Raw genomic sequence first — 19,655 nt, forward strand, 5'->3', positions numbered from 1 at the left:
TTTAACTATCACCGCTAGTTTGAGCGTCATGGACCTCACCCTCTCCGCCGAGCAGGCGGCGGTCCGCCAGCTGGCCGCCGAGTTCGCCGACCGCGAGCTGCTGCCGCACGCGGCCGCCTGGGACCGCCGCGAATCGGTCGACCCCGCCATCGTCGGCATGCTCGGTGACCTGGGCTTCCTGGGGCTGACCATCGCCGAGGCCGACGGCGGTTCCGGCGGCGACCACCTCGCGTACTGCCTGGTCCTCGAAGAGCTGGGCCGGGGCGACTCGGCGGTGCGTGGCATCGTCTCGGTCTCCCTCGGCCTGGTCGCGAAGTCGATCGCCGCGCACGGCAGTGCCGAACAGCGGGCCGAGTGGCTGCCGAGGCTCTGCGCCGGCAGCGCACTCGGCTGCTTCGCGCTCACCGAGCCGGACAGCGGCTCGGACGCGGCCGCCCTGCGCACCCGTGCGGTCCGCGACGGCACCGACTGGCTGCTCACCGGCACGAAGACGTTCATCACCAACGGCACCACCGCCGACGTCGCGCTGGTCTTCGCCCGCACCGGCGGCCCCGGGCACCGAGGAATCACCGCGTTCCTGGTGCCCACCGACAGCCCGGGGCTGACCCGGCGGGAGATCCACGGCAAGCTCGGCCTACGCGGTCAGGCCACCGGCGAGCTGGGCTTCGACGAGGTACGCGTGCCGGACACGGCCCGCCTCGGCGCCGAGGGCACCGGGTTCCGGTTGGCCCTGGCCACCCTCGCCAAGGGTCGGATGTCGGTGGCCGCCGGGTGTGTCGGCATCGCCCAGGGCTGCCTCGACGCGGCGGTCGGTTACGCCGGACAGCGCACCCAGTTCGGCAAGCCGATCGCCGGGCACCAGCTCGTCCAACAACTGCTCGCCGCCATCGCGGTGGACACCGCCGCCGCCCGGCTGCTGGTGTGGCAGGTGGCCGACCTGATCGACCGCGACCAGCCGTTCGCCACCGAGGCGTCGACGGCCAAGCTCTTCGCCAGCGAGGCCGCCGTCCGCGCGGCCAACAACGCGGTCCAGGTGTTCGGTGGGTACGGCTACATCGACGAGTACCCGGTCGGCAAGTACCTGCGCGACGCCCGGGTGGCCACGCTCTACGAGGGCACCAGTCAGATCCAGCAACTTCTCATCGGACGCGCGCTCACCGGCGTCAACGCCTTCTAGTAGCTGTAGGGGAGACCTGGCATGAGAGTGTTCACCTCGTTCGAGGAGTTGGCCGCCGCGACCGGTGAGAGCCTCGGGCCCGGCCCGTGGCAGCGCATCGAGCAGAGCCGCGTCGACCTCTTCGCCGACGCCACCGACGACCACCAGTGGATCCATCTCGACCCGGTCCGCGCCGCGGCGGGGCCGTTCGGCGGCACGATCGCGCACGGGTACCTCACCCTGTCGCTGTTGCCGGCGTTGGCGAGCGGGCTCTACCGGGTCGAGGGGGTGGCGATGGGGGTCAACTACGGGCTGAACCGGGTGCGCTTCCCCGCACCGCTGCGGGTCGGCGCCGCCGTACGCGCCACCGCCACCATCGCCGACGTGTCGCCGGTGAGCGGCGGGGTGCAGCTGGTCGTGACGGTCACCGTGGAGAGCGACAGCGGCGGCAAGCCCGTCTGCGTGGCCGAGACCGTGAGCCGGCTCTACCGCGCCGTGGAGCAGTGACCGCCCAGCTCGGCGGGGGCCGGCCGAGGTTCCGTCCGCGCCGGTAGCCAGGTCTCGAAAACTCCCTTACCTCAGGGGGCGGAAGTAGTGCCGGACCGCGTAGCGGTAGACCTCCTCACCCAGATGCGCCCCTTCGACGTCAGCGGTGCGGAAGTGGACCCCGCCCCAGACACGTGCGCCGATCAGCTCGTTGAGCGCCTGGGAGAAGCTGGTGAAGTGCCTGGTCGTGCCGGAGTCGACGCTGGAACCGCTGAACGCGATGTCGTCTCGGCCGAAGAAGTACCGGTACAGCGACATACGCGCGCCGGTGCCGCAGGCGTGGCCGGAGGGGTATTCGGGGAAGGGGGGCGTGACGAGCAGCGACTGCCAGCCTGGCTCGGCCGCCGTCCTTGGGTTGCCGTCCGTGTCGGCCGATTGGATCCCCGTGACCGGACGCCAGTAGCTCCAGAGGTCCTTCTGGCTGAAGCACGCTACTCCCGAGTCGGCCACGACGAGGTCGGTCATCGCGAAGAAGCGCGCGGTCTGCAGGGCGTCCAGTCGTTGGGTGGTGGCGAGTTGTCGCTTGATCTCCCAGGAGGCGGAGCGCCGGTCGTGCCACCAGATCGCGGCCTCCGTCTGGTCCTGGGTCCGCACCGTGCTCGTCGCGGAGCCGACCTCCTTCACCTCATTGAGGTCGCGGGCGTATGCGCTGCTGCTCAATCGTGGCGGCGGGGGTGTGCGGAACGTCGACGCACGGGGGATGAGGAACGGCCGCATGTGGCCGGTCCATGCGCCCTGGGACAGGAAGAGCGGCGGCGTCGGACGCCACTGGCCGGGTCGTGTCCCGTCTTTCCACTGCTGGTCCCCGAACGCGCCGTCGTCCTGCCGCGCGGCGACCATCGCGGCCGCGGCTCGTGCTCCGATCACGATGCCGCCCTGCTTCGACCGCCCGTCGGGAATGACCGCGAGAGCCGCGTCGTACTGTGCGCGCAGCCGCTCCTGCTGAGCGGGGAAGAGGGCGGCGAGTACGTCGTGGGCGGCGGCGGCGACGGCAGCGTCCGCCGACTCGGTCCCCGTCGACGGCGGTGCGGTCAGGTACGGCTGGTAGGGGGTGCCGGCGGTCGCGTTCAACGCGTCGTAGACAGCCCCGTTCACCATCGCGAAGCTGCGCACCTGTTCGTTCGGCTGCTGAGCCGCGACGTCCCAGATCGCCGTTTGGGCATTGAGGTCCCAGGTGACCACCGGATTGGCGGGACCGGTGCCAGGGGCCGCGGCCTCGGCGCGGGGTGCCGGCCCGGTCATCGTGGACGCGACCAGCGAGCCGAGCGCGATGGCTGTGGGAACGATGCGGGACCAGATCGCACGGCGCGTTGGGTTCTGGCTCGTCATGATCTCCCCGTCGCTGAGGTGTCGACGCTCGTGTCGAAATAGGCGGCCGACGGAACGGTATCGATGACGATCGAACATAGCACCGTCACGCCTCGACGGTGGGCCGCTCAGGCTCGCGCTGGCTGGAGCACCGAGCCGAGCCAGCGCAGCTGACGCTTGACGTGCACGGCCTCGCCACCCTCGTGGCCGTTGAACGGGTAGACGTGCATCTCCCGCTCGGGTGGGACGGGCCGCCCGTTCGCGGCGCCGTAGTGGTTGTAGGCGGCGAAGGCGGTTCGCGGTGGGCAGACGGTGTCGCGCCGGCCGACTCCGAAATGCGCCGGTGCCGTGGCACGTCGGGCGAAGCTCACGGCATCCACATAGGACAGCGTCTGCCACACCGACTCCTCGGCCTCCCGGTGCACGGCCAGGTACCGGGCGATCTCGCCGTATGGCGCGAGGTCGGTGAGCGCGACCGCCCGGCGCATGTCGCAGAGGAACGGGGCGGTGGTCAGCACCGCGCTGAGATCGTCGACGAGACCGGCCGCCGCCAGGGCGATGCCGCCGCCCTGGCTGTTGCCGACCACGCTGACCCGGTCACCCTCGACGCCTGGCAGCGCACGGACCGCCTCGATCGCCCGGACCGCGTCGGTGATCAGGCGGCGGTAGTGGTAGTTCCGCGGATCGAGGATCCCCCAGGTGACCGGCCAGGGACCGCCGGGCGCGCCGTGCGGGTCGGGGGTGTCCCCGGCGCCGTACTGCCCCGCCTGGCCCCGGTTGTCCATCAGCAGGTGCGCGTACCCGGCCACCGGCCAGGTCAGCCGTTCGTGGGGCAGGCCCCGGCCGCGACCGTAGCCGGCGTACTCGACCACGGCCGGCAGCGGTTCTCGAACGCCGGCCGGGCGGGTGTACCAGGCGCGGACCGGGTCACCGCCGAAGCCGGCGAACGTGACGTCCCAGGAGTCGAGCAGCAGCAGGTCGGTGGGCTCGGGGCGGACGTCGACGAGCACCGGCACGGCGGCCGCCCCGGCGAGCGTGTCCCGCCAGAACTCGTCGAAGTCGTCGGGTTCGGCGACCTCGGGCGCGTACCGCTGGAGTTCGTCGAAGGTGAAGGCGGAGTGGGGCACGGGTCCTCGCAGGGGCCGGGGTCAGTGCGGGTCGGCGGGGGGCGCGGTGCTCTCCCGGACGACCAACTCGGTCACCAGGTCGATCCGGCTGGTCGCCGGCTCGTTGCCCCTGGTCAGGTCGAGCAACATCTGGGTGGCGATGCCGGCCATGTCGCGCAACGGCTGGTTGATCGTGGTGAGGGCCGGGTCGGTCCAGGCGGAGACCGGCAGGTTGTCGTACCCGATCACCGAGAGGTCCTCGGGGACTCGCAGGCCGCACTGACGGGCGGCCCGGAGCACCCCCATGGCCTGGATGTCCGACCCGGCGAAGATGGCCGTGGGCCGGTCCGGCCGCTGGAGCAGTTGCAGCCCGTGGGCGTGCCCGGCTCCGGCGGAGAAGCTGCCGTAGCGGATCAGCTCGCGGTCGACCACGATTCCGGCTTCGTCGTGGGCCGACTGGAAGCCGGCGGCGCGGGCGCGGCTGCACAGCACGTCGGGTGGCCCGGAGATGATGGCGATCCGTCGGTGCCCCAGCTCCAACAGGTGCCGGGCGGCGAGCAGGCCACCGTTCCAGTTGTTCGACCCGACGGTGGGAACCGAGGCCGAGGTCGCGCTGTCGGTGTCGACGACGACGAACGGGATGCCCTGCCGGCGCAGGTGCTGCTGTTGCGCCTCGGCCAGGTGGGAGAGGACGAACACCACGCCCAGCGGGCGGTCGGCGAGTAACGCCTCCAGCCACCGCGCCGGCGGGCGGTGCGCGCCGTCGAGTTGGGCGACCGACAACCCGATGCCGGCCGCGGAGGTCACCGCCTCGACACCCCGCAGGATCTCCATCGCCCAACCCGTGTCGAACTCGTGGAACACGAGGTCCACCCGGCCGCCGCTGGTCGCGTGTCGCCGGGCACGGCGTTGGTACTGGTGGCGGTCGAGACTCGCCTCCACCCGGGCTCTGGTGCCGGGGGCGACATCGCCGCGTCCGTTGAGGACCTTGGACACAGTCGCGACCGAGACGCCGACATCGTTGGCGATCGTCGCGATGGTGGTGGAGGCGGGTGGGTCGAGCGGGCGGTGCTCTGTCATCGCGGCCTCATACAACATCCGAAAGTTTCGGGCGACCTTAACACGATCAGACATTCACGCCAGTCGGTGCCGTGGCCGGGCTTCCCATTCGCGGTTCATCGTGCGGCTCATCGGCGACGGAGCGCCGATTGCGGAGTCACCGTGTGCAGGAAACACCTCCTGGTAGTCCGATTGGGACTCTTGACAGGCATCGATGGGGCACTTAGGTTGCCGAAAAGGTTACGCAGGTTTCCGGAAAGTTTCGGATCGTGAGAAACGTCCGCCACGGAGCCGGTTTCACGAGGGCACGGGGATGCGGCCGGAGCTAAGGGGTCATGGCATGAGAAGTCAGTCGCTCGGGGACGGCGACGCCGCGCCGTGGCGTGATCAGCGGCTGTCGCCGACCGAGCGGGCCGAGGCGCTCCTGCCCAAGATGTCCCTCGAAGAGAAGATCGCCCAGCTCGTCGGGGTCTGGGTCGGCGCCGAGGCCAGCGGCGAGGGCGTCGCACCGCACCAATCGGACATGATCAGCGACTTGCCGCCGTGGAGCACTGTCATCCGGTACGGGTTGGGCCAGCTCACCCGCCCGTTCGGCACCGCCCCGGTCGACCCGGTGCTCGGCGCCCGGTCGCTGGCGGCCTCGCAGGCGCAGATCGTGGCCGCCAGTCGGTTCGGCATTCCCGCACAGGTGCACGAGGAGTGCCTCACCGGGTTCGCGGCCTGGCGGGCCACCGTCTACCCGACTCCGCTCAGCTGGGGTGCGTCCTTCGACCCGGAACTGGTCGAGGCGATGGCCGACCGGATCGGACGGTCGATGCGCGCCGCCGGCGTGCACCAGGGTCTCGCCCCGGTCCTGGATGTCACCCGGGACTACCGTTGGGGCCGTACCGAGGAGACGATCGGCGAGGACCCCTACCTGGTCGGGACGACCGGCGCCGCGTACGTGCGGGGCCTGGAGCGGGCCGGGGTGGTGGCCACACTGAAGCACTTCGCCGGCTACTCCGCCTCCCGCGGTGGACGTAATCTCGCGCCGGTGCCGATGGGCCGCCGCGAACTGGCCGACGTCATCCTGCCGCCGTTCGAGATGGCGCTGCGCCTCGGCGGCGCCCGCTCGGTGATGAACTCCTACGCCGAGATCGACGGGCTGCCCGTCGCGGCCGACCGTGGGCTCCTGACCGGGCTGTTGCGCGCCGAGTGGGGCTTCACCGGCACCGTGGTGGCCGACTACTTCGCCGTACGGTTCCTGCAGACCCTGCACCGAGTCGCCGAGGACAGCGCCGACGCGGCCCGGCTCGCCCTGCGGGCCGGGATCGACGTCGAGCTGCCCACCGTGGACGCCTTCGGCGAACCGCTCGTGGAGGCGGTGCGCCGCGGCGAGGTCGACGAGGCGCTTGTCGACTGCGCGCTGCGCCGGGTGCTGATCCAGAAGATCGAGCTCGGGCTGCTCGACGAGGGCTGGCAGGAGCTGCCCGACGACGTCGCGTCCCTGCGCCTCGACGACGAGGCCAGCCAGGATGTGGCCGTACGCCTGGCCCGGGAGTCCGTCGTCCTGCTGCGCAACACCGGCGTCCTCCCGCTGCCCGTGGCGACCCGGGTCGCCCTGGTCGGTCCGGTCGCCGACGACCCGATGGCCATGCTCGGCTGCTATTCGTTCCCCAACCACGTGGGCGTCAACCACAGCGACTTCGGGCTCGGCGTGGACATCCCCACACTGCGCGACGAGTTGACCCGACGCGTCCCGCTGCTCACCCACGAGCCGGGCTGCGCCATCACCGGCGAGGACACCTCGGGCATCCCGGCCGCGGTCGCCGCGGCCACCGCCGCCGACGTGTGCGTGCTGGCCGTCGGCGACCGGGCGGGGATGTTCGGCCGGGGCACCTCAGGTGAGGGCTGCGACGCCGTCGACCTGCGACTACCCGGCGTGCAGGCCGACCTCGTCCGCGCCGTCCTGGCCACCGGCACCCCGGTGGTCCTGGTGTTGATGACCGGCCGCCCCTACGCGCTCGGCCCGGAGTTCGACGCCGCGGCGGCCGTGGTGCAGGCGTTCTTCCTCGGTCAGCTCGGTGGGCAGGCGCTCGCCGAGGTGCTCACCGGCGAGGTCAACCCCTCCGGGCGGTTGCCGGTCAGCGTTCCCCGGGATGCCGGTGGCCTGCCGAGCACCTATCTCGCCCCACCGCTCGGCCGGCGCAACAAGGTCTCCTCGGTCGACCCGACCCCGGCGTACCCGTTCGGCCACGGGCTGAGCTACACCACCTTCGAGTGGTCCGACGCGACGGTGGTCGAGCCGCGCGACGATCCGGCTGCCTGGCCGGTCGACGGCGAGGTACGGGTCCGGATCACCGTCACCAACTCCGGTGAGCGGGCCGGCACCGAGGTCGTGCAGCTCTACCTGCACGACCCGGTCGCGCAGACCACCCGCCCGGTGGTCCGGCTGATCGGCTACACCCGACTGCCGTTGGCGCCCGGCGAGGTGGCGTACGTGACGTTCGGCGTACCAGCCGATGTGGCGTCGTTCACCGGGCTGACCGGCGAGCGGATCGTCGAGCCCGGCGACGTCGAACTGCGGTTCGGCCGATCGAGCGGCGACGTGGCGGCGGCCCTGCCGCTGCGACTGGTCGGCACCGAACGCCAGGTCGGTTACGAGCGGGAACTGCTCACCTCGGTACGGATCGAGCCCCTCGTGGCTGTTCCACAGTCGGCATAGGAGGCCACGGATGACATCCACCCTGCGGCCACCGCCGCCGGCGCCGCCGAATTCTGCGCAGCAGGCGCAGAGCCCCGCCCCGCGCTCGCCACGACGCCGTCGCAGTTGGCGGCAGGCGCTGCGCCGGGACTGGCAGCTCTACTCCCTCGCCATCCTGCCGCTGCTGTTCTTCCTGGTCTTCCGGTACCTGCCGATGATCGGCAACATCATCGCCTTCCGCCGGTTCAAGCCGGGCGGCAGCATCTTCGGTGAGTACTGGGTCGGGCTGCGCTACTTCCGGATGTTCCTGAGCGACCCGACGTTCTGGGAGGTGTTCACCAACACCCTGGTGCTCGGGACGCTGACCCTGCTGTTCTGTTTCCCGCTGCCGATCGTGCTGGCGCTGCTGCTCAACGAGGTCCGGGCCCGCCGGTTCAAGCGGTTCGTCCAGTCCGTGTCCTACCTGCCGCACTTCCTGTCGATCGTGATCGTGGCGGCGATGGTCATGCAGTTCACCTCGATCGACGGCACCGCCAACCAACTCGTCAACCTGTTCGGTGGCGACCCGGTGGCGTTCCTGCAGAAACCCGAGTGGTTCCGCACCATCTACGTCTCGTCCGAGGTCTGGCAGACCGTCGGGTGGGGCACGATCCTCTACCTCGCCGCCCTCACCACCGTCGACGAGGACCTGTACGAGGCCGCCCGGATCGACGGCGCCGGCCGGCTGCGGCAGACCTGGCACGTCACGTTGCCCGGCATCCGTCCGACGATGGTGACCCTGCTGATCCTCAACATCGGCAGCTTCCTGGCGGTCGGGTTCGAGAAGATCCTGCTGCTCTACAACCCGTTGACGTACCCGACCGCCGACGTGGTCTCCACCTATCTGTTCCGGATGGGCTTCCAGTCGAGCAACTTCAGCTACGCGGCAGCCATCGGTCTCTTCGAGGCGGTGATCGGGCTGATCCTCGTCCTGTCGGCGAATGTCATCTCCCGTCGCACGGTGGGGACGAGCCTGTGGTGACCCTCGGTACGAGGATCGACGCCCCGAAGACGCGCGGGCCGGTGGACAGCCGGGGTTACCGGATCTTCCGGGTGGTCAACACCGTCGTCCTGCTCGGCGTCGTGGTGGTCACGCTGTACCCGTTCCTCAACATCGTGGCCCGCTCGCTCAGCGAAGAGGCGTACATCATCGCCGGCGAGGTGACAATCGTCCCGCGTGGGTTCGACCTGACCGCCTACAAGCTGCTGATGTCGGACGCGATGTTCTGGACGAACTACCGCAACACGGTGGTGTACACGGTTGTCGCCACGCTCGTCTCGATCGTGCTGACCACGTGTTACGCGTACGTGCTGTCGAAGCCGCAGCTCAAGGGGCGCCCCTTTCTCATCGGTGTCGCGCTGTTCACCATGTTCTTCTCCGGTGGCCTGATCCCCAACTACGTGCTGGTCACCAGCCTGGGCATGAAGAACACCATCTGGGCCGTGGTGATCCCCAATGCGATCAGCGTGTTCAACCTGCTGGTCATGAAGGCGTTCTTCGAGAGTCTGCCGAGCGAGTTGGAGGAAGCCGCGGCCGTCGACGGGCTGAACACGTACGGCACGCTGCTGCGGATCGTGCTGCCGCTGTCGAAGGCGATCATCGCGACGATGGTGCTCTTCTACGCGGTCTCCTTCTGGAACTCGTGGTTCACCGCGTTCCTCTACATCGACCGGCAGGATCTGCTGCCGGTCACCGTGTACCTCCGCAACCTCATCGCGGGCGCCACGAGCGCCGAGTCGGCCGCGGCCGACGCCGACAAGGTCCAGGCCGCGGCCACCCTCCAGGCCGTGACGATCGTGCTCACCACCCTGCCGATCCTGGCGATCTACCCCTTCGTTCAGCGGTACTTCGTCCGCGGCGTGATGCTCGGCGCGGTCAAGGGATGACGCCGGCGCCGCACCGCTTCCCCTTCGAAACCCCCACCACCGAAAGGACGAGCCATGCTCCACAAGACGTGGCGCCGCGTGGCATTGGCCACCGCGGGTCTGCTTGCGCTCTCCCTTGCCACCGCCTGTTCCGAGGACCCCGGCGAGTCGACCGACCTCTCCGAGAACCGGGTCGGCGCGATGGAAAACTACGGCGTCGGTGACCAGTTCAAGGCCACCGAGGCGCTCTCGTTCTCCACCCTCTACAACAACCACACGTTCTATCCGCTCAAGGAAGACTGGCTGTTCTGGTCGGAGCTCACCAAGCGGACCAATGTCAAGATCGAACCGGTGGCCGTGCCGCTGAGCGACTACGAGCAGAAGCGCAGCCTGCTGATCGGCGCGGGAGACGCACCGCTGATCATCCCGAAGACGTACCACCCGCAGGAGGACGCATTCGTGTCCTCCGGGGCGATCCTCCCGGTGAGCGACTACCTGGACCTGATGCCCAACCTCAAGGAAAAGATCACCAAGTGGAACCTCAAGCCGGAGATCGACAACCTGCGGCAGGCCGACGGTAAGTTCTACCTGCTGCCCGGCGTCCACGAGAAGCCCACGCAGGACTACACGGTGCTGGTGCGCACCGACATCATGCAGGAGCTCAACCTTCCCGTCCCGAAGACCTGGGACGAGCTGTACACGGTGCTCAAGGCGATGAAGGCGAAGTACCCGAACGTCTACCCGTATTCCGACCTGTTCAGCAAGCCCAACCCGACGGGCGCCCTGCTGAACATCCTCGGCTCGGCCCACGGCACCCAGGCGGGCTGGGACTACCAGCACGCCACCTGGGACCCGGCGGCGAAGAAGTTCAACTACACCGGCGCCTCCGAGCAGTACAAGCAGATGGTCACGTACCTGCACAAGCTCGTCGCCGAGGGCCTGCTCGACCCGGAGAGCTTCACCCAGACCGACGACCAGGCCCGCCAGAAGCTCGCCAACGGCAAGTCCTTCGTGGTCACCGGCAACGCGCAGACCCTGGTCAACAACCACCGGCCCGACCTGGCCAAGACCCTGCCGAACGCCAAGCTGGCCAAGATCCCGCTGCCGGTCGGCCCGGCCGGTGAGATCAACCCGTTCCCCCGACTGGAGAACGGGATCATGATCTCCTCGAAGGCCCGGGAGAGCAAGAACTTCGTGGCCATGATGCAGTTCATCGACTGGCTCTGGTACTCGGACGCCGGCTTGGAGTTCGCCCGCTGGGGCATCGAGGGCACGACCTTCACCAAGGACGCGTCCGGCAAGCGCACGCTCAACCCCGGAGTCGACTTCCTCGGCCTCAACCCGAACGCCCCCAAGCACCTGCAGAAGGACTTCGGCTTCCAGAACGGCGTCTTCGCCTACGGCGGCAGCCCCGACCTGGTCCGCGGCTTCTTCTCCCCGGAGGAGCTGGAGTTCCAGAAGGTGATGGACGCCCGCAAACCGAGGGAGGTGCCCCCGCCCGCCCCGTTGACCGACGAGGAGCGCGAGCAGGTGTCCCTCTGGGAGACGCCACTGAAGGACTTCGTCACCCAGAACACGCTGAAGTTCGCCCTGGGCCAGCGCCCGCTCAGCGAGTGGGACGCGTACGTGGCCGAGCTGAAGGCCAAGAACTCCGACCAGTACATCGACCTGGTCAACAAGGCGTACGAGCGGTTCCAGAAGAACAACGGCTGATCAGCGGGGAGTCCGGTCGGGCGGCCTGTCGCGGCCCGACCGGACCCCCGGCCGGTCCCGGTGCGTGCGGTCCGCCCGCCACTCGGCCGGGCGACCAGCGGGACCGCAGTGCGCACCACCGTCTCCGAGCAGAGGGAGCGATCGTGAGTGGCGCGGCCCAGACCTGGCGACAGTTCGGCGACGGACCACTGTCGCGGATCACCTCGCGCGTCTACATCCTGCTCGTCGTCGAGCTGCTCCTCCTGCTCACCACAGTGCCCGCCCTGCTCCCGCTGTTGGCGCTGGGCCGCGACCCCAGCAACCTGCCGCTGGCCGCGCTCCTCCTGGTTCCGGTCGGCCCGGCGATCTCCGCCGCCCTGTACGCCCTGCGCCACCAGCGAACCGACCTGACCGACCTGCACCCGGCAGCCCTGTTCTGGCGTGGCTACCGGGCCAACGCGTTCGGGGTGCTGCGCGTCTGGGTGCCGACGCTGCTGTGGTTGACAGTGCTCGCCGTGAACCTCGCCTACCGCGGCGCGGTCGGCCTGTCGAGCTGGTGGGCGGTGCCGCTGGTGCTGATCGGAGTGGGCGTGACGCTCTGCGCGGCCAACGCCCTGGTGATCACCTCGCTGTTCGACTTCCGCACCCGCGACGTGCTCCGGCTGGCCGTGCACTTCCTGCTGCGTACCCCCGGCGTCTCCGTCGGCAACGCGCTGCTGCTGGCCGCGGCGGCCGGGATCACCGCGGTCTTCTCCGAGGCGGTGCTGATGCTGCTCGCGTCGATCGCGGTGCTGGCGTACCTGCGCGTCAGCGACCCGATGATCCACCTGATCCGGAAGGAGTTCGTCGCATGAGCCTGCCCCTCAGCGCCAAGGTGCCCTTCGGGGGCGACTACAACCCGGAACAGTGGCCCGAGGACGTGTGGAAGCAGGACTACCGTCTCTTCGACAGCGCACGGATCGACCTGGTCACCCTCGGGGTGTTCGACTGGGCGCTCACCCAACCCGCCGAGGACACCTACGACTTCGCGCTGCTGGACAGGATCGTCGAGCGGGCCAGTGCCGAGGGACGCGGGATCTGCCTGGCCACCGGCACCGGAGCCCACCCGCCGTGGTTGGCGAAGGCGTACCCCGAGGTGACCCGGACCGACTTCGAGGGCCGCAAGCACCGGTTCGGGCAGCGACACAACTCCTGCCCCAGCTCGCCGGTCTTCCGCCGGCTCTCGACCGAGCTGGCCCGCCGGGTCGCCCGCCGCTACGCCGACACCCCGGCGGTGCTCGCCTGGCACGTCGGCAACGAGTACGGCGGCGCCTGCTACTGCGCGCTGTGCGCGGCCGGCTTCCGGAACTGGCTGCGCCACCGCTACGGCACCCTCGACGAGCTGAACGAGGCCTGGTACACCACCTTCTGGTCGCACACCTTCACCGACTGGGACGAGATCGAGCCGCCGTCGGCGCTGACCGAGCACTGGCGCGGCCCGGACCACACCGCGTTCCCGGGCATCACACTGGACTACCTGCGGTTCACCTCCGACGCGATGCTGACCAACTTCCGCGACGAGAAGGCCGCCATCCGGGAGTCCAGCCCGACGCTGCCGGTGACCACGAACTTCATGGGCATGTACCGGCCGATCGACTACCACCGCTGGGCCCCTCATCTGGACTTCGTCTCCTGGGACAACTACCCGCCCGACGACGAGTCGGCGGCCCGGATGGCACTGACCCACGACCTGATGCGCGGGCTCAAGGACGGCCAGCCGTTCTGGCTGATGGAACAGACCCCGAGCTGCACCGCGTGCCGCGACGTCAACCCGTTGAAGCGCCCCGGTCTGATGCGGCTGTGGAGTTGGCAGGCCGTGGCACACGGTGCCGACGCGGTGCTCTTCTTTCAGCTGCGCGCCTCCCGCGGGGCAAGCGAGAAGTACCACGGAGCGGTCATCGGCCACGCCGGTCGCTCCGACACCCGGGTGTTCCGGGAGGTCGCCGAGCTGGGCGCCGAACTCGAACGGCTCGGCCCGGTGTCACTGGGCGCGCGGACGCCGGCCCGGGTGGCGCTGCTGTTCGACTGGGACAGCTGGTGGGCGTTGGAGCTGTCCGACGGCCCGTCCCGGCTGGTCCGCTACCAGCAGGTGGTGCTCGTCTACCACCGGGCACTCTGGGACGCCGGTGTGGACCTGGACGTCGTCGCGGTGACCGCCGACCTGTCCCGTTACGACGTGGTCGTGGCCCCGGCCCTGCACCTTCTCAAGGGTGACCTGGCGCAGCGGCTGGAGGCGGTGGCGACGCGCGGCGGGTCGGTGCTGACCACGTACCTGTCCGGACGGGTGGACGAGAACGACCAGGCGTTCCTGATGGACGTGCCGGGTCCGCTCGGGCAGCTCCTGGGTGTCCGGGTCGACGAGTGGGACGCGCGCGGCCCGGAGGTGGTCAACCCGGTCCGCCTGGGCGACGGCGCGGATCAGGTCGACGTCGACGCGCGGCTGCTGTTCGAGCTGGTGATCCCGCAGGGCGCGCAGGTCGTCGGCACCTACCAGGCCGACTTCTACGCGGGCACCCCGGCGGTGACCCGCAACTCCTTCGGCGCCGGCGACGGCTGGTACGTGGCCGCCGGTCTGGACCAGGCCGGGGTGTCCTGGGTGGTGCGGCAGGTGCTCGACCGGCATGACCTGCTCGGGCCCTACCCGGACGTACCGGACCTGGAGTCCGCCGTCCGAGTCGCGGCGGACGGGTCGCGGCTGCTGTTTCTGCTCAACCACCGCGCCGAGCCGGTCGAGGTGACCGCCCGGACCGGCGGCGTCGACCTGCTCACCGGCGACCGCACGGCGGCCGGCGCTGCCCTGCGGCTGCCGGCGTACGGGGTTGTCGTGTTGGAGGAGGACCGGTGAACGCCGAAGAGTCGGTGGAGTTGGAGCAGCTGATGTTCGTCGAGGAGCCGATGGATGGTGACGAGCCACGCGTCCATCCGGCCTGGTTGCCCCGAGAGGCGTTCCGGTCCCTCGGCGCGCGCCGCGTCCTCCTGCACGGCGAGGGGTTGCTCGTCGACACCGTCCTCACCGAGGTATCGCGCGCCTGCGCGCGGTACGGCGGGCGGGTGTGGCACTCCCCGTCCTGGGACGTCGACGTCGACCTGGTGTTCGCCCTGCGCGACGCCGGTGAGCTGCCCAACCCGGCGGTGGAGGCGGCGCGCGCCGCCGGCGAGGCGGCGCTGGTCGAGCTGGGCGACGGCGGGACGCTCGGCGACGAGGGTTTCGTGTTGGCGCGGGCCGGCGACGTGACCGCGGTGCTGGCCGACGCTCCGGCCGGCCTGCTGTACGGGCTCTTCCACGTGGTCCGGCTCTGCGCGGCGGCCTTCGACCCGGCCCGACCACCGGAGCGGCACCGGCCGGCGTTGCGCCGACGGATGCTGAACCACTGGGACAACGTGGCCGTGCACCCGGTGATGGGCCAGGTCGAACGGGGGTACGCGGGCGGCTCGATCTTCTGGCAGGACGGCCGTCCGCGCGGCGACCTGGCCCGGGTGCGGGAGTACGGGCGGCTGCTGGCGTCCTGCGGGGTCAACGCGATCTCGGTGAACAACGTCAACGTGGCCCGCACGGAAGCGCTGCTGCTCACCGAACGGCTCGGTGACGTCGCCGAGATCGCGGACGTGCTGCGCCCGTACGGCATCCGGGTGCACCTGTCGGTCAGCTTCGCCGCACCTGTGGTCCTCGGTGGGCTGCCGACCGCCGACCCCCTGGACGAGACCGTGCGGGCCTGGTGGGCCGCGACCACCCGGCGGGTGTACGACCGCATCCCGGACTTCGGCGGCTACCTCGTGAAGGCCGACTCGGAGGGGCAACCCGGCCCGTTCACGTACGGCCGGGACCACGCCGACGGGGCGAACCTCCTGGCCGAGGCGCTCGCCCCGCACGGGGGAGTGGTGCACTGGCGGGCGTTCGTCTACAACCACCACCAGGACTGGCGGGACCGGTCCACCGACCGGGCTCGGGCCGCTTACGACCACTTCGCCCCGCTCGACGGGCGGTTCCGCACCAACGTGGTCGTCCAGGTGAAGTTCGGCCCGGTGGACTTCCAGACGCGCGAGCCTGTCTCACCGGTGCTGGCCGCGATGCCGGCCACCCGGCTGGCGGTGGAGTTGCAGGTCACGCAGGAGTACACGGGCCAACAGCGGCACGTCTGCCACCTCGGCCCGTGGTGGAGTGAGGTGCTGCGTTTCGCCCCCTGGGGGCCGGGCGGACGGACGATCGCCGACGTGGTCACCGGAGAGTCGGCGGCCGGCGGTGGAATGGTCGCGGTCGCCAACGTCGGCGACGACCCGTTCTGGACCGGGCACCCGTTGGCGCAGGCCAACCTGTACACGTTCGGCCGGCTGGCCTGGGACCCTCGGCGGGACCCGACGGCGATCCTCGACGAGTGGATCACGCTGACCTTTCCACCGTCGGCGACCGCCGACGCCGAGCTGGTGCGGCGGACACTGCACGAGATCATGGACGACTCGTGGCGCACCTATGAGCGTTACACCGCCCCGCTGGGCGTCGGCTTCATGGTCAACCCCGGCGACCACTACGGCCCCGGCGTCGACGGGTACGAGTACACGCGGTGGGGCACCTACCACTTCGCCGACCGGGACGGCGTCGGCGTGGACCGCAGTCGCACGTCCGGCACCGGCTTCGCCGGCCAGTACCCGCCGTACTGGGCCGATGTGTACGAGTCACCCGAGACCTGCCCCGACGAGCTGCTGCTCTTCTTCCACCACGTGCCGTACGGGCGTGTGCTGCACAGCGGCTCGACAGTCATCCAGCACATCTACGACACCCACTTCGCGGGGGTCGAGGAGGTGACGGCGATGCGGCGGAGGTGGCAGGCGTTGACCGGCATGATCGACCCGAGCGTCTACGAGCGGGTCGCCGAACGCCTCGACGAGCAGGTGCGCTGTGCCACCGAGTGGCGCGACCAGATCAACACGTACTTCTTCCGCAAGTCCGGGGTGCCGGACGAGCGAGGGCGGGACATCTACTGAGTAGCGGTGCGGCGCGGTCCGGCCATCCGGTCGGGCCGCAGGCGTGCCGTGCCCCAGCGGCCTGGCAGGTTCCGAAAACGTCCCGATAATTTATCGCGACCCATCGTCGCTGACCATGCCCGTCGATGCCCATTGCTGCGCAGGTGGCCGCCGGAACCGTTGCGGCGAAAGGTTTCCGGAAGTCTTGACAATCGAGTGTGCTCGATTGAAGCTGACATGGTCACGCGAGCCGCGGTCAAGGTCGGGCGAAGGGCAGTCCTCGACTTAAGTCCCCTTCCACGCGCCTTTTTCGCAAGGGATCGCGACGATGACACTGAAGACGAGAATGCTTGGCGCCGTCATGGCGGCTGTGACACTGGCCGCCGCCGCGTTGACGTTCGCCACCCCCGCGTCGGCGGCGACGCTCACGCAGGTGACCAACTTCGGCACCAACCCCACCAACCTGCAGATGCACCTGTACGTCCCGGACCGGGTAGCGACCCGACCGGCGATCCTGCTGGCAATGCACTACTGCACCGGGACGGGCCCCGCGTTCCACTCGGGCACCCAGTACGCCTCCCTCGCGGACCGGTACGGGTTCATCGTGATCTACCCGTCGGCCACCCGTAGTAGCAAGTGCTGGGACGTCTACTCGCCGCAGGCGTTACGCCGGGGCGGCGGCAGCGACCCGGTCGGGCTCATGTCGATGGTCGACTACGTGCGGCAGCGCTACTCGGCCGACCCCGCGCGGATCTTCGCCACCGGCACGTCCTCCGGCGCGATGATGACCAACGTCATGCTGGGCGTCTACCCGGACGTGTTCGCGGCGGGCGCCTCGTTCGCCGGGGTGCCGTTCGCCTGTTTCGCCACCGGCGGCACCTCGGAGTGGAACAGCGAGTGCGCCAACGGGCAACTGATCCGGACCGCACAGCAGTGGGGTGACCTGGTCCGGGAGGCGTACCCGGGCTACACCGGCCAGCGGCCCCGGATGCAGATCTGGCACGGCACCAACGATGAGACGCTGCGCTACCCGAACTTCGGTGAGCAGGTCAAGCAGTGGACCAACGTGCACGGGCTGAGTCAGACCCCGACGTACACCGACTCCCCGCAGTCCGGCTACACCCGCACCCGGTACGGCAGCAGCGGCCCGATGGCGCCGGTCGAGGCGATCAGCATGCAGGGTGTCACGCACAACCTGCCGGTCGACGCCGCGCAGGTGATCCGCTTCTTCGGGTTGGACGGCACCGCGCCGCCGACGACCCCGCCCCCGACCACCCCACCGCCGACGACTCCACCACCGACCACGCCGCCCCCGACGACTCCGCCACCGACCGGGGGTCCCTGCCGGGTCGGCTACACGGTCAACGCCTGGAACAGCGGTCTCACCGCGAGCGTGGCCATCACCAACACCGGTACCACCGCCGTGAACGGCTGGGCGTTGACCTTCACGCTGCCCACCGGGCAGCGCATCACCAGCGGCTGGAACGCCCAGTACGCCCCGGCGAGCGGTGCGGTGACCGCCCGCAACGTCTCCTACAACGGCAGCATCGCCCCGAACGCGTCGGTCGAGATCGGCTTCCAGGCCACGCACGAGGGCGGCACGGGCAAGCCCACGTCGTTCGCCCTCAACGGCGCCGCCTGTTCGGTGTCCTGATTTCCCCTTCCACCCCACCACCACAAAGAGGAGTCACAGGATGAGAAACGCGAGATGGAAGGCGGCATCGAGAGCCGCCATCGCGCTGACCGGCGCGGGCGCCCTCGCCGCCGGCATGGCGCTGTTCCTGACAGCGCCGGCCGCCGCCGGGACGACCCTCGGCGCGTCCGCCGCCGAGAAGGGTCGCTATTTCGGTACGGCGGTGGCGGCGGGCAGGTTGTCCGATAGTGCGTACACCACGATTTTGAATCGTGAGTTCAACTCGGTGACGCCCGAGAACGAGATGAAGATCGACGCGACGGAGCCGCAGCAGGGTCGGTTCAGTTACGGGGCGGCCGAGCAGATCGTCAATCATGCGCGTAGCCGTGGGATGAACGTGCGGGGTCACACCCTGGCGTGGCATTCGCAGCAGCCCGGCTGGATGCAGAGCATGAGCGGCAGTGCGCTGCGGCAGGCGATGCTCAACCACGTGACGCAGGTGGCCACCCACTTCCGTGGTCAGGTGGTGGCGTGGGATGTGGTGAACGAGGCGTTCGCCGATGGTAGTTCGGGTGCGCGTCGGGACTCGAACTTGCAGCGCACGGGCAACGACTGGATCGAGGCGGCGTTCCGGGCGGCGGATGCGGCGGATCCGGGCGCGAAGCTGTGCTACAACGACTACAACACCGACAACTGGACGCACGCGAAGACCCAGGCCGTGTACAACATGGTGCGCGACTTCAAGTCTCGTGGCGTGCCGATCGACTGCGTGGGGTTCCAGTCGCACTTCAACAACGAGTCCCCGTACGTGAGTAACTACCGCACCACGCTGTCGAGCTTCGCGGCACTGGGCGTGGATGTGCAGATCACCGAGTTGGACATCCAGGGCGCGTCGGCGACCACGTACCGCAGTGTGGTGGAGGACTGCCTGGCCGTGGCCCGCTGCAACGGCATCACGGTGTGGGGCATCCGCGACAGTGACTCGTGGCGGGCGTCGCAGACCCCGTTGCTGTTCAACAGCAGTGGTCAGAAGAAGCCCGCGTACGACGCGGTGCTCACCGCGTTGAACAACGGCACCACCCCCACCGACCCGCCCACCGACCCGCCGACCGACCCGCCGACCGACCCGCCCACGACTCCGCCTCCGGGGCAGGGTGGCTGCACGGCGACGGTGTCGCTGAACCAGTGGACGGGTGGCTTCGTGGCCACGGTGAAGGTGACGGCCGGCTCGTCGGCCATCAACGGCTGGACGGTCACCATCGGTCTGCCGTCTGGCGCGACGGTCACCAACGCGTGGAACGTCAACCGCAGCGGTAGCACCGGCACGACGAACTGGACGAACGTCGCGTACAACGGCCAGGTCGGCGCCGGACAATCCACCGAGTACGGCTTCCAGGCCAACGGCACCGCCGGCAGCCTCAGCCCCACCTGCTCAGCCAGCTAAACCCCACCGGGCGGGGGGGGGGGGGCCCCCCCCCCCCCCCCCCCCCCCCCCCCCCCCCCGGGGGGGGGGGGGGGGGGGGGTTGGGGGGGGGGGGGGGGGGGGACAGAAAAAAAAAAAAAGCAGGT

General features: G+C 69.9%; 14 protein-coding genes. 11 read left to right on the forward strand and 3 right to left on the reverse strand.

The features are described from left to right. Positions 1–28 precede the first annotated feature (28 nt). Complete coding sequence (locus ACFYL6_RS01090) at positions 29–1,177, forward strand: acyl-CoA dehydrogenase family protein (RefSeq protein WP_387165872.1); 1,149 nt, start codon at positions 29–31, stop codon at positions 1,175–1,177. A gap of 21 nt (positions 1,178–1,198) precedes the next feature. Next, a complete protein-coding gene (locus tag ACFYL6_RS01095; RefSeq protein ID WP_387165874.1) occupies positions 1,199–1,663 on the forward strand; it encodes a MaoC family dehydratase in 465 nt (154 codons plus the stop codon). 66 nt (positions 1,664–1,729) lie between these two features. Here ACFYL6_RS01095 and ACFYL6_RS01100 read toward each other — a convergent pair whose 3' ends face one another. From ACFYL6_RS01100 to ACFYL6_RS01110, 3 genes are all read right to left on the reverse strand, one after another. Further along, positions 1,730–3,031, reverse strand: a complete 1,302-nt coding sequence (locus ACFYL6_RS01100; protein ID WP_387165876.1) for a vanadium-dependent haloperoxidase — start codon at positions 3,029–3,031, stop codon at positions 1,730–1,732. Between the two features lie 107 nt (positions 3,032–3,138). Continuing rightward, on the reverse strand, positions 3,139–4,137 hold the full coding sequence (locus ACFYL6_RS01105) for an acetylxylan esterase (RefSeq protein ID WP_387165877.1): 999 nt from the start codon (positions 4,135–4,137) through the stop codon (positions 3,139–3,141). Between the two features lie 21 nt (positions 4,138–4,158). After that, positions 4,159–5,196 (reverse strand): LacI family DNA-binding transcriptional regulator, encoded by a 1,038-nt coding sequence (locus tag ACFYL6_RS01110; protein ID WP_238658457.1) that lies wholly within the window; start codon positions 5,194–5,196, stop codon positions 4,159–4,161. Between the two features lie 319 nt (positions 5,197–5,515). Between ACFYL6_RS01110 and ACFYL6_RS01115 the strand changes: the two genes are divergently transcribed. From ACFYL6_RS01115 to ACFYL6_RS01155, 9 genes are all read left to right on the forward strand, one after another. Then, positions 5,516–7,879 carry a glycoside hydrolase family 3 N-terminal domain-containing protein gene (locus ACFYL6_RS01115; RefSeq protein WP_387165879.1) on the forward strand — a complete coding sequence of 788 codons (2,364 nt, stop codon included), beginning with the start codon at positions 5,516–5,518 and terminating at the stop codon, positions 7,877–7,879. Positions 7,880–7,889: 10 nt separating this feature from the next. Beyond that, the gene (locus ACFYL6_RS01120) at positions 7,890–8,879 is read left to right on the forward strand and encodes an ABC transporter permease (protein WP_387165881.1); all 990 of its coding nucleotides are present in this window, start codon (positions 7,890–7,892) and stop codon (positions 8,877–8,879) included. After that, positions 8,876–9,784: a carbohydrate ABC transporter permease gene (locus ACFYL6_RS01125; RefSeq protein ID WP_387165883.1), complete on the forward strand. Its 909-nt coding sequence runs from the start codon at positions 8,876–8,878 to the stop codon at positions 9,782–9,784. The genes ACFYL6_RS01120 and ACFYL6_RS01125 overlap by 4 nt, the downstream gene beginning before the upstream one ends. A 54-nt stretch (positions 9,785–9,838) precedes the next feature. Then, positions 9,839–11,476, forward strand: coding sequence for an extracellular solute-binding protein (locus ACFYL6_RS01130; protein WP_387165885.1), 1,638 nt, complete (start codon positions 9,839–9,841; stop codon positions 11,474–11,476). A 143-nt stretch (positions 11,477–11,619) separates the two neighbouring features. Beyond that, entirely contained in the window at positions 11,620–12,309 is a 690-nt protein-coding gene (locus tag ACFYL6_RS01135; protein WP_387165887.1) for a DUF624 domain-containing protein, read from the forward strand. Next, positions 12,306–14,339: a beta-galactosidase gene (locus tag ACFYL6_RS01140; RefSeq protein WP_387165889.1), complete on the forward strand. Its 2,034-nt coding sequence runs from the start codon at positions 12,306–12,308 to the stop codon at positions 14,337–14,339. Before ACFYL6_RS01135 ends, ACFYL6_RS01140 begins: the two co-directional genes overlap by 4 nt. Further along, positions 14,336–16,474 (forward strand): alpha-glucuronidase, encoded by a 2,139-nt coding sequence (locus tag ACFYL6_RS01145; RefSeq protein ID WP_387165891.1) that lies wholly within the window; start codon positions 14,336–14,338, stop codon positions 16,472–16,474. The genes ACFYL6_RS01140 and ACFYL6_RS01145 overlap by 4 nt, the downstream gene beginning before the upstream one ends. Positions 16,475–16,781: 307 nt before the next feature. Further along, a complete protein-coding gene (locus ACFYL6_RS01150) occupies positions 16,782–18,107 on the forward strand; it encodes a PHB depolymerase family esterase (RefSeq protein WP_387165893.1) in 1,326 nt (441 codons plus the stop codon). Positions 18,108–18,147: 40 nt separating this feature from the next. Beyond that, a complete protein-coding gene (locus ACFYL6_RS01155) occupies positions 18,148–19,530 on the forward strand; it encodes an endo-1,4-beta-xylanase (RefSeq protein ID WP_387165895.1) in 1,383 nt (460 codons plus the stop codon). Positions 19,531–19,655: the final 125 nt, after the last annotated feature.

The organism is Micromonospora sp. NPDC007208, from assembly GCF_042869175.1.
Taxonomy (GTDB): domain Bacteria; phylum Actinomycetota; class Actinomycetes; order Mycobacteriales; family Micromonosporaceae; genus Micromonospora; species Micromonospora foliorum.